Consider the following 15793-nt stretch of genomic DNA (forward strand, 5'->3'; position numbering starts at 1 on the left):
TGGTTGCCAACGTGGAGGTTGGGCTACTTCCGCTCCCCAGCACTTTCGGCCCGCACCGATTTGAACTCCGACCCGGCGCGCCATTCCGGCCACAGCCGCGTGTTCGCCAGCTTCGTCCCGATCGTCTGGAACAGCCCGACGTCCTGCGCCGCACCGCGCAGATCCCAGTCCGCGCCCCAGGCGTCGCACGTCTGGTGATAGCATTTCATATAGCCCTCGAGCCAAGCCTGCCCCGCAGTCCGGCCGCCCTTGACCAGATCGGGTGCGCCACTGATCGCCATCAGCAGCAAGGTCGGCACGCCGCGCCGTGCGACCGAAAAATGATCGGCGCGATAGAACAGCCCGCGTTCGGGGAGCGCCTCGGGCGTCACGACGCGGCCTTGGGCCTTTGCAGCGTCACCCAGCATGTCTTCGAGGCTGTTCTGCCCTGCGCCAACCAGCATGACGTCCTTCGCGGGGCCTGCGGTCTGGAGAATGTCGAGCGTCAGGTTGGCGACGGTCTTGGCGGCCGGATAGACCGGGTTCACCGCATAGGTTTCCGAGCCGAGCAGCCCCCGCTCCTCGCCGCTCCACAGCGCGAAGACGAGGCTGCGGTCGGTGCGGGGCGCCTTGGCGAACCCGCGGGCCAGTTCGAGGACGCCGGCCACGCCGAGGCCGTCGTCGTTCGCGCCAGGCCGGATCGTCCGCCCCTGCGCATCCGGCGCGCCGATCCCGTACGCGTCCCAGTGCGCGCCGAACATCACGACCTCGTCCGCGTGCTTCGTGCCAGGCAGCTTGGCGAGCACGTTCTGGCTCACGGCGGTGTCGTGTTTGACTGGCAGGTCGGTGGTGAACGCCTGCTTCAGCGCGACCGGACGGAAGTCGCTCCGCCGCGCCGCTTTCCGCAACGTCGCGAGATCGAGACCGGAGGCTGCGAACAGGCGAGTCGCCGCGCCGCCCTCCAGCCAGCCCTGGAGCAGCACCCGCGACTCAGGGTCCTTCCGCACGATGTCGTAATTCTCGCCAGCCGGCGCCGTCACCGTGTTCCAGCCGTATCCCGCGCCCGGCGTATCGTGGACGATCAGCGCCGCGACCGCGCCACGCCGCGCCGCCTCTTCGTACTTGTACGTCCAGCGGCCATAATAGGTCATCCGCCGGTCGCCGAACTTGCCCTTCGAATCGTCGCCCGCGACCGCCTCGAAATCGGGATCGTTGACCAGGAACACCGCCACCTTGCCCTTGAGATCGAGACCCTTGAAGTCGTCCCAGCCGCGTTCGGGTGCGCTGACGCCGTACCCGACGAACACCATCGGCGCGCTGGCGATCGCGACCCGGTCGACCCCGCGCACCGTGCTGAGATAGACGTCGCGGCCTTGCACCAGAGCGGTGTCGCCGGCGCGGACGGTGCCGGCACTCATCCGGGTGTGGACGAGCGGGACGGGCTGCGTCCAGCTGCCGTTCGGGCCGCCGGGTTGCGCCTTCATCGCCTTGAACTGCGCGATCAGCCAGTCGATCGTCTTGGTCTCGCCGGGCGTACCGGGCGCGCGGCCCTCGAACGCGTCGGACGCGAGCGTCTTCACGTCGGCCGACAGGCGCTCAGGCGAGACCTGCGCAACGGCGGGGGATACTGCCAACAGCGCGGCAGCAGGGAGGAAGCGAAGCGCGCTCATGCCTGCGACCCCGACGGCACGACCTGGAAGGTCTTGGCGGCCGGCACGCTGTTCGCCTGATACGCGATCGTCAGCGCCCAGCCTGCGAGCAGCGCCATCAGCGCCCAGGTCGCCAGCGCGCCCCCTGCCCGCGGTGCGCTCGACGTCGTGCGGTCCATTCCGAACGCGTGCGCGATCCGCGCGATCACGAACACCGCGCCAGCGATCCACAGCCATGTCGTCGATCCGCCGGCCAGCTCGATCAGCCCGATCAGGATCAGGATGAACGGCGCATATTCGGTGAAGTTGGCGTGCGCGCGCATCCGTGCCTGCAGCCGCTGGTTGCCGTCGTCGCCGATCAGCACGCTCTCCTTCAGCCGCAGCGGCACGATTCGGAAGGCGAGCCACAGATTGACGACGGCCGCAGCGGCTGCGATCGTCAGTGTCACGGGTAATATCACGGCGTTGCCCCTCGTTGAATGTCGGATCCGGTCCTGCCACCGCGGGCCAATGCTTGCAACGCGGGGTGAAATCGCTATAGCGCCACGCTTCGCGAGCGTCAGGCCGCATGGGTTGCTTCAGGCGGCCGGCATTCATGTCGGTTGCCTGCGTCCCGTGTCCGGACGTACTCGGAGCCCCGACCTTTAGATTGAACAAGGTGCCGAAATGGCCGTCCCCAAAAGAAAAACCTCGCCCTCCAAGCGCGGCATGCGCCGTGGCCACGATTCGCTCACGATCGCGTCGTTCCAGGAATGCCCGAACTGTGGTGAGCTGAAGCGTCCGCACAACCTGTGCGGGTCGTGCGGTCACTATAACGGTCGTGAAATCCTCTCGATCGAGGGCTGAGGCTTCCATCCGGAACCTCTAACTTGAACGAAGGATAAGCGATGCCCGACAGCGGCTGGATCGCGGTCGATGCGATGGGTGGCGATGACGGGCTGGCAGTGATGCTCGCCGGTGTCGCCCGCGCGCGTCATCGCTACGAGGGCACGCACTTCTTCCTGGTCGGTGACGAGACTGCGATTCGCGAGGGGCTGAAAGCCCATCCGAACCTGTCGCAGAACTCCGAAATCGTCCACGCACCCGAAGTCGTCGGTTCGAGCGAAAAGCCGAGCCAGGCGATCAGGCGTGCGAAGAAGACGTCGATGGGCATCGCGATCGACCTGGTGAAACAGGGTCGCGCCGCCGCCGCGGTGTCGTCCGGTAATACCGGCGCACTGATGGCGATGGCGAAGATATCGCTGCGGATGCTGCCCGGGATCGACCGGCCGGCACTCGCGGCGCGTCTACCAACGCTGGGCGACACCGATATGGTGATGCTCGACCTAGGTGCGAACACCGAGTGCGATGCACGCAACCTCGTCCAGTTCGCGATCATGGGCGCCGCCTATGCCCGCACCGCGCTCGACATCCCGCACCCGCGTGTCGCGCTGCTCAATATCGGCAGCGAGGACATGAAGGGCACCGACCAGATTCGCGATGCCGCAGCCCAGCTGCGCGCGACGCCGTCGGTCGACATGAAGTTCGAAGGCTTCATCGAGGGCGACCGGCTGTCGCGCGGTGAGGTCGATGTGGTCGTGTGCGACGGCTTCTCGGGCAACATCGCGCTGAAGACCGCCGAAGGCACTGCGCGATTCGTCGCCGACCTGCTGAAGCGCGCGTTCCGCAGCTCGGTCCGCTCGAAGCTCGGCTTCCTGATCTCGAAGCCCGCGACCGAATTGCTGCGCGATCACCTCGATCCCAACAATCACAACGGCGCGGTTTTCCTCGGCCTCAACGGCATCGTCGTGAAGAGCCATGGCGGCGCCAACGAGCGCGGCGTGGCGACCGCGATCGGCAATGCCGCCAAGATGGTCCGCAACGACCTGGTGCGACGGATCGCCGACGATCTCGGCAACGTGGAGAAGGCGGCATGATCCGGTCTGTCGTGATGGGCACGGGTTCGGCGCTGCCGAAGCGCCGCGTCTCGAACGCCGAACTGGCGGCGCAGGTCGACACCAGCGACGAGTGGATCGTCGAGCGCACCGGCATCCGCTTTCGCCACATCGCCGGCGAAGGCGAGACGACCGCGACGCTAGCCGCGGACGCGTGCCGGGCCGCGCTGGCCGCCGCCGGGATCGAGGCCGCGAGCATCGACCTGATCGTGCTCGCCACCGCGACGCCCGACCAGACCTTCCCCGCCAGCGCCACCAAGGTGCAGGCGATGCTCGGCATCAACGACTGCGTCGCGTTCGACGTCGCCGCGGTCTGCTCGGGCTTCCTGTACGCGGTCCAGGTGGTCGACAGCATGATCCGCAGCGGGGTCGCCAAGCGCGCGCTGGTGATCGGCGCCGAGACGTTCAGCCGCATCCTCGACTGGGAAGACCGGACGACCTGCGTGCTGTTCGGCGACGGCGCCGGCGCGATCGTGCTGGAGGCGCAGGATACCGCCGACGAAGGCGGTCGCGGGATCCTGACGACCAAGCTGCATGCCGATGGGCGCCACAACGAACTTCTGCACGTCGACGGCGGAGTCTCGACGACCGGGACCGTCGGCAAGCTGCGCATGAAAGGCCGCGAGGTCTTCCGTCACGCCGTCACCAACCTCGCATCGGTGATGACCGAGTCGCTGGCGATGGCCGGGCTCGAGGCGGATCAGGTCGACTGGGTCGTGCCGCATCAGGCGAACGCCCGTATCCTCGACGCGACCGCACGGAAACTGGGTCTTGAGCCGGCGAAAGTGGTCGTCACGGTCGACCAGCATGCGAACACCTCGGCGGCCTCCGTACCGCTCGCACTCGACGTTGCGGTGCGTGATGGACGTATACGGCAAGGCCAGATCGTCGTGCTCGAGGCGATGGGCGGTGGATTTACCTGGGGCGCGGCGGTTATCCGCTTCTAAAGCCTGCCGAAATCGATCGGTTCGCATGCAGAACAAAAGTTCTTCCGGTCCTCTCTCTGCTTGTGTAGGTAGTTCGCCGGGCGTGGGAGCGTGTGAATGACGATGACGGGTACTTTGACGCGGGCCGATCTGGCTGAATCCCTCCACCGCGAGGTGGGGTTGTCGCGTGCGGATTCCTCCAAGATCGTCGAGCAGATCCTCGCCGAGATGTGCGGAGCGCTCTCTCACGGTGAGAACGTCAAGATCTCGGGGTTCGGCACGTTCGTGCTCCGCGACAAGGGCGAGCGCGTCGGCCGCAATCCCAAGACCGGCATCGAGGTGCCGATCGCGCCGCGCCGCGTCCTGACGTTCCGCGCGAGCCAGATGATGCGTGAGCGCATCGTCGGTGCCGACTGACCGACCCGGTGCCTGATACTGACGACGCATTACCGGATGCCGGGGGGCAGAAGGCCGGTGCGGCGTTTCGGACGATCGGCGAACTCTCGCGCGAAACCGGCCTGCCGCAGCATATCCTGCGCTATTGGGAGACGCGGTTCGTCCAGTTGCGGCCGCTGCAGCGTGCGGGCAACCGGCGCTATTACCGTGCCGAGGACGTCGCCTTGGTGCGGCGCATCGACCAGTATCTGAACCGCGAGGGCTATACCGTCCGCGGCGTCCAGCAATTGCTGGCGGGCGAGAAGGGCGCGCCTGCAATTCCAGGACCCGGCGAGATCGTCGCGCAGGTAGAGTCGCCTATGACCGCCCTACGAGCGATCCGAGACATGCTCGCCGAAGCTCTGGCGGCGGACTAACTTCCACGTCACCCCGGGCTTGTTCCGGGATCCACCGTCCCGCGCACTCACGCCTCTCGATTGTGCCGAACCGTGGATGCCGGAACGAGCCCGGCATGACGAGAGGCTTACCGCTCGCGGGTCGCGGCGAAGCGGATCTTCGCATAGCGCTCGGCGATGTAGTTCACTTCCCACGCGCTTTTCGCGAGAAACACCGGGTTGCCATCGCGATCCTTTGCCATCGCGCCGCGATTGATCTCGGCGAACGTCTTCAACTCCAGCGGGTCTTCCGCCGAAATCCAGCGCGCGGTCTCGTAGGGCGCAGGCTCCAGCCCCGCCGCGACCTTGTACTCCGCGTCGAGGCGCGACAGCAGCACTTCGAGCTGAAGCTGGCCCACCACGCCAATGATCCAGTTCGAGCCGATGTCGGGGTAGAACACCTGCGTGACCCCCTCCTCGGCCATGTCGTCGAGCGCCTTGCGCAACTGCTTGGTCTTGGTGAAGTCCTTGAGCACGACGCGGCGCAGGATCTCGGGCGCGAAGTTCGGCAGGCCGGTGAAGCGGATCGCGGCCTTTTCGCTCAGCGTATCGCCGACCCGGAGCGTGCCGTGGTTGGGGATGCCGATGATGTCGCCGGGGAATGCCTCGTCCGCCAGTTCGCGGTTCTGGGCGAAGAACAGGATGGGCGAGTGCACCGCGATCGGTTTGCCGTGGCCGGTCGGGGTGAGCTTCATGCCGCGCTTGAACACGCCCGAGCACAGCCGCATGAACGCGATGCGGTCGCGGTGGTTGGGGTCCATGTTGGCCTGCACCTTGAACACGAAGCCGGTGACTTCGGGCTCATCCGGGGATACGGGCGCCGGTTCGGCGGGCTGCGCGCGCGGTGGCGGGGCGTAGTCGGCGAGCGCGGCGATCAGTTCGGCGACGCCGAAGTCCTTCAGCGCCGAGCCGAAATAGACCGGCGTCAGATTGCCCGCGCGATACGCGTCGGGGTCGAAGCTCGAATAGCCGCCCTGTGCGAGTTCGGCCTCGTCGTTCAGGCGGACCATCGCTTCGGGGCTAAGAATCTTGGCGAGTTCGGGATCGTCGATGCCGACGAACGGGATCGCCTTGCCCATGAATTCGCGGCTGTCGCCTTCGGGGCGGCTCAGCGTGTTGGCGTAGAGGTCGTAGACGCCCTCGAACTCGCCGCCCATGCCGACCGGCCAGCTCATCGGGCAGACGTCGAGCTGGAGCATCTCCGCCACCTCGTCGAGCAGCGAGAACGGATCGCGGCCCTCGCGGTCGACCTTGTTGACGAAAGTGATGATCGGCACGTTGCGCAGCCGACACACCTCGAACAGCTTCCGCGTCTGCGGCTCGATGCCTTTCGCGGCGTCGATTACCATCACCGCCGAATCGACCGCGGTGAGCGTGCGGTAGGTGTCCTCCGAGAAGTCTTCGTGGCCTGGGGTGTCGAGCAGGTTGAACGTGATCCCCTGGCGCTCGAACGTCATCACCGACGAGGTGACCGAGATCCCGCGCTGCTGCTCGATCTTCATCCAGTCGGAGCGGGCGCGCCGCGTCTGGCCGCGCGCCTTCACTTCGCCGGCGAGATGGATCGCACCGCCGAAATAGAGGAGCTTCTCGGTCAGCGTGGTCTTGCCGGCATCCGGGTGCGAGATGATCGCGAAGGTGCGGCGGGGAAATTGGGTCATGGCGTGGGTCCGGTGCGCCGAGTCTTGGCTCGGGAAGATGGGTGAGCCGGGTCAGCGGCGGTCATGGCGCCGCTATTGGCAGATGCGGGACGTGGAGGACAGAGGGACGTCCTTCACAGCACCACGTTCGGATAGAGTCGCAAAATTAAATCCTCCCCCGCCAGGGGGAGGTGGCGCGAAGCGTCGGAGGGGGAGGACACGAAGCAGATGTAACCCTTACCTCCCCCTCCGTCTGGCAAGAGCCAGCCACCTCCCCTTGCGGGGGAGGATCGCCGAATCCGATACGTTTGGTTCAAACGGCGGCGGGCACCAGCGTCACGCTCATGGTGATGCTCTTCGTGTCACCCGCGGCCACCTCGAACACGCCGGGTTTGGCGCGATAGTCGCCGGTATAGCCTTCAGGGTCGGCGATGCCGTGCCAAGGCTCGACGCAGACATAGGCTGCGCCGGGCTTGGTCCAGATGCCGAGTTTCGGCGTGTCGGGGAAGTCGATCCGGAGCTGCGGGCCGTCCGGCGCGCCGTAGGTGACCGAGTCGGAGTGCACGCTATCCCAGACCAGCGCGTCCTTTTCGAACAGCGCGTCGCGCAATGCCAGCGTGCGGCCTTCCAACGGCGACGGACGCTCGCCCTCGGCGATCGTGCCGTCGTCGGCGATTGTCCGCAGCGCGTCGGGCTCGTCCGCGGAGAAAACGATGCGGTGGTCGGCGCGAGGCTGGCCATACGGGAGCGGCCAAGCGAAGGCGGGGTGGAAACCGAAGCTGGCTGGGAGAACGACATCGCCGGTGTTGCGGACCGCGACCTCTATCGACAGCGTCGCGCCGGTGAGCTGGAAGGCGATCTCCAACGCAAAGGCAAACGGGTAGTGCGCGTGCGTTTCTTCGCTGTCGGTCAAGCGGAAGGTGACGCCGTCTGGGCTGGTGGCGATGATCTCGAATGGCAGGCGGCGGGCGAATCCGTGCTGCTTCATCGGGTATTGGGTGCCGTCGACGCGAATCGTGTCGCGGTAGGGGCGGCCGACCACCGGGAAGAGAATCGGCGCGTGCCCGGTCCAATAGGCCGGGTCGGCGTTGGTCATCAACTCGCGGCCCTTGGCGTCGACGAGCGACGTGAGTTCAGCGCCGAGCGGGTTGATCTGGGCCGTGAGGTGGTCGTTGGCGATCGTGATCAGGTCGGTCATGGAGTTCCTTCCGTCGGGGTCGAACGCGCGAGGCTCGATAAGGCTCAGGTCTCCACCCGCACCACCACCCCGGCGGAGGCCGGGGCCCAAGTGGGAAACGTCGCCAACTGCGCGCATCGCCCCGTTACAGTGGCCTCGCCACTTGGGCCCCGGCCTTCGCCGGGGTGGTGTTTGGGGGGAGCGTTATCCTCTCAAGCTCGCGCCCTGCTTGGCGGCGGCCGCGACCACCTTGTCGGCGATCGCCTTGATCTCTTCGTCGGTGAAGCTCTTGGCGGTCGGTTGCAGGACGATCTCGACTGCGACCGACTTGTGGCCGTCCTCGACCCCTGCCCCGGTGAACACGTCGAACACGCGGGCCGAGACGATCGCGACCTTGTCCGCCCCCTTTACCGCACGGACCAGCGTGTCGGTGGCGAGCGCCGCTGGCACGAGGAAGGCGAAGTCGCGGCGGACGGCTTGCAGCGCCGGCGGCGTGTAGGCCGGGCGCGTGAAACCGGTGGCGCGCTTAGGCGGGATCGCGTCAAGGTAGAGTTCTACCGCGGCGACCGCGCCGTCGAGGTCGAACGCCTTCAGCACCGACGGATGGAGCATGCCGAAGCTTGCCAGCACCGTCTTGGGGCCAAGGCGGAGCGTGCCGGACTGGCCGGGGTGCCATGCGTCGCCGGCTTCACCCATCACTTGCAGGTTTTCGACCGGGGCACCCGACGCTGCGAGCAGCGCCAGAGCTTCGGCCTTCGCGTCATATGCGTCGAAGCTGGCGGCCTTGCCGTCGCGCCAGCCGCGGGGGCGGCGGTCGCCGGCCAGCACCACGCCAAGGGTCGCGCGCTCGGCATCGGCGAGGTAGCGACGGCCGATCTCGAACAGGCGGACACTCTGTGCCCCGCGCTTGAGATTGCGGCCGGTCGCGGCGAGCAGGCCGGGGAGCATCGAGGGACGCATGACCTTCAGGTCTTCGCTGATCGGGTTGGCGAGCGTCCATGCGCCGCCGCCGAAGGGCGCGGCTTCGGCTTCGGACAGGAAGCTCCACGTTACCGCCTCGTCGAGCCCTCGCGCTGCAGCGGCGCGACGTGCGCGGCGTTCGAGCTTCTGCTCGGGCGTGGCGGTCGGCTTGGCGACGCCGGGTATGCGGGGGAGCGGCGTCGAGGGGATGTTGTCGATGCCCTCGATGCGGACGACTTCCTCGACGAGATCGGCAGGGCCGTCGACGTCGCGGCGCCAAGTCGGGATCGTGACCGGCCATTTGCCCTCGATCGTCGAGAACAGCGCGTCGCTGAACGCATCGGCGGACTTGATCGCGCCGATCGTGAAGCCGAGCGACAACAATGTCCGCGCCTGGCGTTCGGGGGCGACGTGGAGGCCGCCGAGGTCTGCGCTGAGGCGGGGGTCGTAGTGCACGACGCGGGGTTCGAGCGGGGGCTCACCCGACCGGGTGACGTCGCTCGCCGTACCGCCGCAGATGTGGAGGACCAGCGCAGTGGCGATGGCCAGGCCGTCTTCGAGGAACGCCGGGTCGACGCCGCGTTCGAAGCGGCTGCGCGCGTCGGAGGTAAGGGTCAGCTTCTGGCCGGTGCGGGCGATGTGGTCGGGATCGAAATAGGCGCATTCGATCAGGACGTCGGTGGTGTCCGCCGAGACGCCCGAATGCTCGCCGCCCATGATGCCGCCGATGTCGTGCACGGCGGTGTCGTCGGCGATGACGGTCATGGTCGCGTCGAGCGTGTAGGTCTTGCCGTTGAGGGCTACGACCTGTTCGCCGTCCTTTGCCTTGCGCGCGACGAGGCCGCCGGTGAGTTTGGCGCGGTCGTAGACGTGGAGCGGGCGGCCGAGGTCGATCATCAGGTAGTTGGTGATGTCGACGAGCGCGGAGATCGGCTTCTGGCCGATCGCGAGCAGGCTGCGGCGCATCCATTCGGGGGACTCGCCGTTGGTCACGCCGGTTACGGTCTGGGCGAAGAAGGCGGGGCAGCCTTCTGGGTCCAGCGTTGCGACGTCGGGTCCGTTCCCCGTCCCTGGTTTGTCATTTCCGTGGGGGCGGGAGTCCGCCTCACCGGTTGCGTTTGCCGAACCTTGGGTCCCGGCGTCCGCCGGGATGACGGAGGGGGTGGGGATGACCAGCGGCGTGAGTGTGCCGAGGCCGGCGGCGGCGAGGTCTCGCGCGATGCCGCGGACGCCCATGCAGTCCTGGCGGTTGGGCGTGATCGCGACGTCGATGACCGGGTCGGTAAGGCCGGCATAGTCGGGGTACGCGGTGCCGATCGGGGCATCCGCGGGCAGTTCGATGATGCCGTCGTGATCCTCGCCGAGTTCCAGCTCACGCGTCGAGCACATCATGCCGTTGGATTCGACGCCGCGGATGCTGGCGAGCTTGAGCGTCACGTCGAGACCGGGGACGTAGGCGCCGGGTGCGCCGAACACGCCGACCAAGCCGGCGCGTGCGTTGGGGGCGCCGCAGACGACTTGGAGCGGACCGTTACCGGCATCGACCGACAGGATCTGGAGCTTGTCGGCTTGCGGATGGCGTTCTGCGCTGAGCACCTTGGCGATCTTGAACGCGGCGAGCTTCTCGCCGGGGTTCTCGACGCCTTCGACCTCAAGGCCGATGCGGGTCAGCGCTTCGACGATCTGGTCGAGCGTGGCGGTGGTTTCGAGGTGCTGCTTGAGCCAGCTGAGCGTGAACTTCATGCGCCGACTCCGCCGGACAAGGTGGGGACGTCGAGGCTCGAGAAGCCGTAATGCTTGAGCCAGCGGATATCGCCGTCGAAGAACGGGCGTAGGTCGTCCATGCCGTATTTGAGCATCGCCAGCCGGTCGATGCCGCAGCCGAACGCGAAGCCCTGCCATTCGTCGGGGTCGAGCCCGCAGGCCTCGATCACCTTGCGGTGGACCATGCCCGAGCCGAGGATCTCGAGCCAGCCATCGGGCTCGGCGCCGCCGACGACGCGCTTGCCCTTCACGAGCGTGTAGCCGACGTCGATCTCGACCGACGGCTCGGTGAACGGGAAGTAGCTGGGGCGCAGGCGGAGCACGATGTCGTCGCGCTCGAAGAACGCCTTCACGAAGGTTTCGAGCGTCCACTTCAAATGGCCGAGCGTGATGCCCTTGTCGATCACGAGGCCCTCGACCTGGTGGAACATCGGCGTGTGCGTCGCGTCGGAGTCCGAGCGGTAGGTGCGGCCGGGGGCGATGATGCGGATCGGCGGCTTTTGGCTCAACATCGTGCGGATCTGGACCGGCGACGTGTGCGTGCGGAGCAGCGAGAAGGTCGTCTTTTCGTCGGCGGTGCCGGCGGCCTTCGCGTCGATCCCCTGCTGGAGATAAAAGGTATCGTGCATCGCCCGCGCGGGATGCGTCTCGGGGATGTTGAGCGCGGTGAAATTATGCCAGTCGGTCTCGATCTCGGGACCGGTCGCGACCGCGAAGCCCAAGTCGGCGAAGATCTCGGCGAGTTCGTCCATGACCTGGCTGACGGGGTGGATCGTGCCGGCGGGCGTGGCGTCCGCGGGGAGCGTCATGTCGAGCGTTTCGCTGGCGAGACGCGCGTCAAGCGCGGCGCGTTCGAGCGTGGCTTTCCGCTCGGCGATGCCGTTGGCCACTGCCTCACGCAGCCCCTGGATCAGCGGGCCTTGGACGAGGCGTTCGTCCGGCGTCATCTTGCCGAGCGTCTTCAGCAGCGCGGTGATCGTGCCCTGCTTGCCGAGCGCCTCGACCCGGCACGCGTCGAGCGCGTCGAGCCCGGATGCGGCGGCGATCGCCGTCAGCATGTGGTCGCGCATCTGGTTCAGGTCTTGCGTCACGTCATACTCCCAGGGCGGGTTCGGTTAGGCGGGGAAGCCCGAGGCCGATACCCAGATCGTCCCAATTCTCGTTGCGCGCTTCGATCAGCTCGATCTTCCACGCTCTTCGCCACTCCTTCAGCCGTTTCTCACGTACGATCGCGGCCTCCATCGTGTCGAACATCTCGTAATAGGCGAGACGCTTGATGCCGTACCGGCGAGTGAAGCCGGGGATCAACCCCTCTCGGTGCTGAACCAGCCTTGCGAGCAAGTTTGAGGTGACGCCGATGTAGAGCGTGCCGTGGCGGCGGGAGTGGAGGATGTAGACGCACGGCTGGAAGGTTTCGCGCATTTCGTGCTCCCCTGATCACCGCTCGATCGCTCATTTCTAGAGCTCCGTCATCCCGGCGGACGCCGGGACCCACGGTAGCGGGCCGGTTGTTGGTAGCACGCTTTCGCCGGGTCCGCCTTAACCATGGGTCCCGGCGTTCGCCGGGATGACGGAGGAGGGGCGAGGGGTGATCATAGTTGGGGATCGGTATCGAAGCTTGAGCCTGAGAAACTACGCGTTCCTTCCAGCGCCCCCCCGCCAGAACGCAGAAAGGGCGCCGGTGGTCTCCCACCGACGCCCTCCCGAAACTCACCTCAGTCGCGGATTACGCGGCCTGAGGGAGCGCCGCCTTCACCTGGGCGACGATGGCGCTGAATGCAGCGCCTTCGTGCATGGCGATGTCGGCCAAGACCTTCCGGTCGAGTTCGATCCCTGCCAGCTTCACGCCGTGCATGAACTGCGAATAGGTCAGACCCTCGGCGCGGACGCCAGCGTTAATGCGCTGGATCCAGAGGCCACGGAACGTGCGCTTCTTAACCTTGCGGTCGCGATATGCGTACTGTCCGGCCTTCTCGACGGCCTGACGGGCGATGCGGATGGTGTTCTTGCGACGGCCATAATAGCCCTTCGCCTGAACAAAAATACGCTTGTGCTTGGCGCGGGTGGTAACACCCCGTTTTACGCGTGCCATTGTCTAATTCCTTCTCAGCTCAACGCAGGCCGTAAGGCGCCCAGGCCTTAACCGCTGCGGTATCGGCCTTCGACAGCAGCTTGGTGCCGCGGTTCTGACGGATGTACTTGCCGTTGTGATGCGCCAGACGGTGACGCTTGCCGGCGACGCCGTGCTTGAGCAGGCCGGTGGCGGTGAGCTTGAAGCGTTTCTTGACGCCGCTCTTGGTCTTCAGCTTGGGCATTTTTATCCTTTCGGTTACGAAGGAGGACGCTGAAATCGCCGCGGCAGCCCACACTGGCCGGGCGATTCGTCGAACGCGTTCCCTTCGAGGAAGCGGGGCCGATACCCGCATTAATTAGGAATATCAACCGCTGTGGAACTGCCGCGCCCGCCATGCGATAGGGCTTGCATGGACGCCAGCCCGACGCCGCCGATCGACACCCCCTCCCCGGCACCCGCGCCTGTCGACGCGCAAAAACGTCGCAAACGGCGGATACTGCGCAACATCCTGCTCGGGATCGTCGCGGTCATCGTCGCGATCTGGCTGGTGCTGTACATCACCAAGGGGCGCTTCCTGAAGCACCCGTTCGAGCGCGTCGTTGGCTCGCTTACCCACCGGACGCTGACCGTGCGCGGCGACTTCCAGCTGTATTTCGCGCCGTTCCGCATCAAGCTGTACGCGGAGAACTTCACGCTCTCGAACCCAGATTGGGCGAGCAAGCCGAACCTGTTCCAGGCGGACAAGCTCGACACGCGGATCGCACCGCTGTCGCTGCTGTTCGGCAAGCGGCGGCTATACTGGCTCGATCTCGTCAACGGCGCGGTCGATCTGGAGTGGAATGCGGCGCACTCGGCCAACACCTGGACGTTCAGCGAGAAGAAGGGCGGCAAGCCGCTCGAATTCCCGCGAATCGACGTCGCCACGGTGACCGGCACGACGGTGCGCTATCTCGATCCGCGGATGCGCGTGCTGGCGGACCTCAAGGTCGCCGACATCCGCTCGGTCGACGCGACGATCGGCCGCGCGGTCGGGCTGACCGGCAAGGGCCGGCTGCGCGAGACGCCGTTCACCGTGACTGCGCAACTCCTGTCACCGGATGCGACCGCCAACCGCGGGCAGAACAAGCTGGTCGCGCGGATGCGGGCGGCGGGCAACGTGATCGACGTCGCGGGCACGCTGCCGAGCATCGCCGATGTTGAGAACGTGCCGCTTGCTGTGACCGCGCGCGGCGCCAACCTGTCGACGCTGCTCGGCGTGATCGACGTCGCGATCCCGAACACGCGGACCTACAAACTGCGCGCGCAGCTGATCAAGCAGGGCGACGAATACGCCTTCACGCATCTGCGTGGCTTTGCGGGTCGGACCGATCTCGCGGGCAAGCTGACGATTCTCAACGGCGAGCGCATCCATCTCGACTCGGTGCTGACGACCAAGAGCCTCGACATCATCGATGCGGCGCCGTTCATCGGCTTCAATCCCGACATCGTCGAAACGCGCGGCGCGGTGGCGGCCGCTGCCGCGACGGGCGCCGCACCACAGCGCCTGCTGCCCAACGGCAAGCTGCCGATCGAGACGATGAAGCTGTTCGATGCCGACCTGAAATGGGCGATCGGTACGGTCAAGTCGCGCAACCTGCCGATCTCCAACGTCGACCTGACGCTCGATCTGGAGCGCGGGCGGCTGGCCTTGTCGCCACTGACCTTTTCGATGGCGCGCGGCAACGTATCCTCGGACGTCATCTTCGACACGCGGGCGCGGCCGAGCGCGGTATCCTACGATATCCGGCTCGCCGCGACCCCTCTCGGGCGGTTGCTCAAGGGCTATGGGCTTGCCGAGGCGGGCACGACTGGAACGATCAAGGGTCGCATCGAACTGAAGGGGCGCGGCGATTCGGTGCATGAATCATTGGCGTCGTCGCAAGGCCGGATCGCATTCGTGATGCCGTCGGGCGCGCTTTCGGTGCGTAATATCCAGCTCGCCGAGCTCGATATCGGCACGTTTGCGCAGCGGATGTTCCAGGGAAAGCTGAAGGAGCCGGTGCAGGTCAATTGCGGGCTGATCGGCTTCACCGTTCGCGGCGGCGTCGCGGCGGCGGACCCGATCATCATCGACACGCGCAAGAACGTGATCGTCGGACGCGGCGGGTTCAGCTTCCGCAACGAAGCGGTGGATCTCGCCTTCCGCGCGGATTCGAAGAAGTTCAGCCTGTTCGCGGGGCAGTCGCCAGTCGGCGTCGGCGGGATGTTCGCCGCGCCGCAGCTACAGGTGATCTCGAAGGACCTCCTCGCGCGCGTCGGCAGCGGCCTTGGACTGGCGTTGGTGGCGACGCCGGTCGCGGGGATCCTGGCGTTCGTCGATGTCGGCGATGCGAAGTCGACCGCCTGCGGACCGGTTCTGGCGGGGGCAACCGCGGCGGCGCAGCGAACGACGAAGGGCCAGCCGCGCGACGACGTGGGCCACGGGACGACCGCCAAGGCCGAGGACGGGAAGACGACCGCCGCGGAGAAGAAGGGGCAGCGGAAGAAGTTCCTGGGGATCTTCTGAGAGCGCGTCCGCGTCATGCCAGCGGGGTTCGTCCTGCCGGCGGGATTCGTCAGGCCGGCGGGATTCGTCAGGCCGGCGGGATTCGTCAGGCCGGCGGGATTCGCCATCCCACACCATCCTCGTCATCCCAGCGGAAGCTGGGAGCTCGTTCCGCTGGGGCGACACCCAATTTGGAGACCCCAGCGTTCGCTGGGGTGACGGACGGGGCGGGAGCGACGGGCGGGGCTCGGGTGACGGACAGGGCTCGGGTGACGGACGGGGCTTGGGTGACGGACGGGGGAGCCGTTGGTCCGCTAGCGGAAAGGCGTAGCTTCTGCC

At 66.7% G+C, this 15793-nt stretch carries 15 protein-coding genes; 6 read left to right on the forward strand and 9 right to left on the reverse strand.

The annotated features are described in order from the left end of the window. Window positions 1-23: 23 nt before the first annotated feature. Window positions 24-1649: a M28 family metallopeptidase gene (locus AC3D24_RS12070; protein ID WP_489030946.1), complete on the reverse strand. Its 1626-nt coding sequence runs from the start codon at window positions 1647-1649 to the stop codon at window positions 24-26. Beyond that, on the reverse strand, window positions 1646-2077 hold the full coding sequence (locus AC3D24_RS12075) for an MAPEG family protein (protein ID WP_489030948.1): 432 nt from the start codon (window positions 2075-2077) through the stop codon (window positions 1646-1648). Before AC3D24_RS12075 ends, AC3D24_RS12070 begins: the two co-directional genes overlap by 4 nt. 217 nt (window positions 2078-2294) lie before the next feature. On the opposite strand from AC3D24_RS12075, the gene rpmF reads away from it, so the two are divergent. From rpmF to AC3D24_RS12100, 5 genes are all read left to right on the forward strand, one after another. Further along, on the forward strand, window positions 2295-2474 hold the full coding sequence (gene rpmF, locus AC3D24_RS12080; protein ID WP_056054400.1) for a 50S ribosomal protein L32: 180 nt from the start codon (window positions 2295-2297) through the stop codon (window positions 2472-2474). 41 nt (window positions 2475-2515) lie between these two features. Beyond that, on the forward strand, window positions 2516-3544 hold the full coding sequence (gene plsX / locus AC3D24_RS12085) for a phosphate acyltransferase PlsX (protein ID WP_489030951.1): 1029 nt from the start codon (window positions 2516-2518) through the stop codon (window positions 3542-3544). Then, window positions 3541-4509, forward strand: coding sequence for a beta-ketoacyl-ACP synthase III (locus AC3D24_RS12090; RefSeq protein WP_489030953.1), 969 nt, complete (start codon window positions 3541-3543; stop codon window positions 4507-4509). The genes plsX and AC3D24_RS12090 overlap by 4 nt, the downstream gene beginning before the upstream one ends. Window positions 4510-4605: 96 nt before the next feature. Next, on the forward strand, window positions 4606-4905 hold the full coding sequence (locus tag AC3D24_RS12095) for an integration host factor subunit alpha (protein ID WP_307088196.1): 300 nt from the start codon (window positions 4606-4608) through the stop codon (window positions 4903-4905). A gap of 8 nt (window positions 4906-4913) precedes the next feature. Continuing rightward, window positions 4914-5300, forward strand: coding sequence for a MerR family transcriptional regulator (locus AC3D24_RS12100; RefSeq protein WP_489030955.1), 387 nt, complete (start codon window positions 4914-4916; stop codon window positions 5298-5300). 107 nt (window positions 5301-5407) lie between these two features. Here the strand turns inward: AC3D24_RS12100 and AC3D24_RS12105 are convergent, their stop codons facing one another. From AC3D24_RS12105 to rpmI, 7 genes are all read right to left on the reverse strand, one after another. Further along, window positions 5408-6976, reverse strand: a complete 1569-nt coding sequence (locus tag AC3D24_RS12105) for a peptide chain release factor 3 (protein ID WP_489030957.1) — start codon at window positions 6974-6976, stop codon at window positions 5408-5410. Window positions 6977-7268: 292 nt separating this feature from the next. Then, on the reverse strand, window positions 7269-8153 hold the full coding sequence (locus tag AC3D24_RS12110; RefSeq protein ID WP_489030959.1) for an aldose 1-epimerase family protein: 885 nt from the start codon (window positions 8151-8153) through the stop codon (window positions 7269-7271). A gap of 183 nt (window positions 8154-8336) precedes the next feature. Next, on the reverse strand, window positions 8337-10835 hold the full coding sequence (pheT, locus tag AC3D24_RS12115) for a phenylalanine--tRNA ligase subunit beta (RefSeq protein ID WP_489030960.1): 2499 nt from the start codon (window positions 10833-10835) through the stop codon (window positions 8337-8339). Then, entirely contained in the window at window positions 10832-11926 is a 1095-nt protein-coding gene (gene pheS / locus AC3D24_RS12120; protein ID WP_181321194.1) for a phenylalanine--tRNA ligase subunit alpha, read from the reverse strand. Before pheS ends, pheT begins: the two co-directional genes overlap by 4 nt. Before the next feature lie 22 nt (window positions 11927-11948). Then, window positions 11949-12278: a GIY-YIG nuclease family protein gene (locus AC3D24_RS12125; protein ID WP_056061401.1), complete on the reverse strand. Its 330-nt coding sequence runs from the start codon at window positions 12276-12278 to the stop codon at window positions 11949-11951. A 304-nt stretch (window positions 12279-12582) separates the two neighbouring features. Then, complete coding sequence (gene rplT / locus AC3D24_RS12130) at window positions 12583-12948, reverse strand: 50S ribosomal protein L20 (protein ID WP_489030962.1); 366 nt, start codon at window positions 12946-12948, stop codon at window positions 12583-12585. Between the two features lie 19 nt (window positions 12949-12967). Then, complete coding sequence (gene rpmI / locus AC3D24_RS12135) at window positions 12968-13171, reverse strand: 50S ribosomal protein L35 (RefSeq protein WP_031395289.1); 204 nt, start codon at window positions 13169-13171, stop codon at window positions 12968-12970. 168 nt (window positions 13172-13339) lie between these two features. Here rpmI and AC3D24_RS12140 point away from each other — a divergent pair, with 168 nt between their 5' ends. Next, window positions 13340-15475 carry an AsmA family protein gene (locus AC3D24_RS12140; RefSeq protein WP_489030964.1) on the forward strand — a complete coding sequence of 712 codons (2136 nt, stop codon included), beginning with the start codon at window positions 13340-13342 and terminating at the stop codon, window positions 15473-15475. Window positions 15476-15793 lie beyond the last annotated feature (318 nt).

Source organism: Sphingomonas sp. SL1004 (assembly GCF_057815015.1).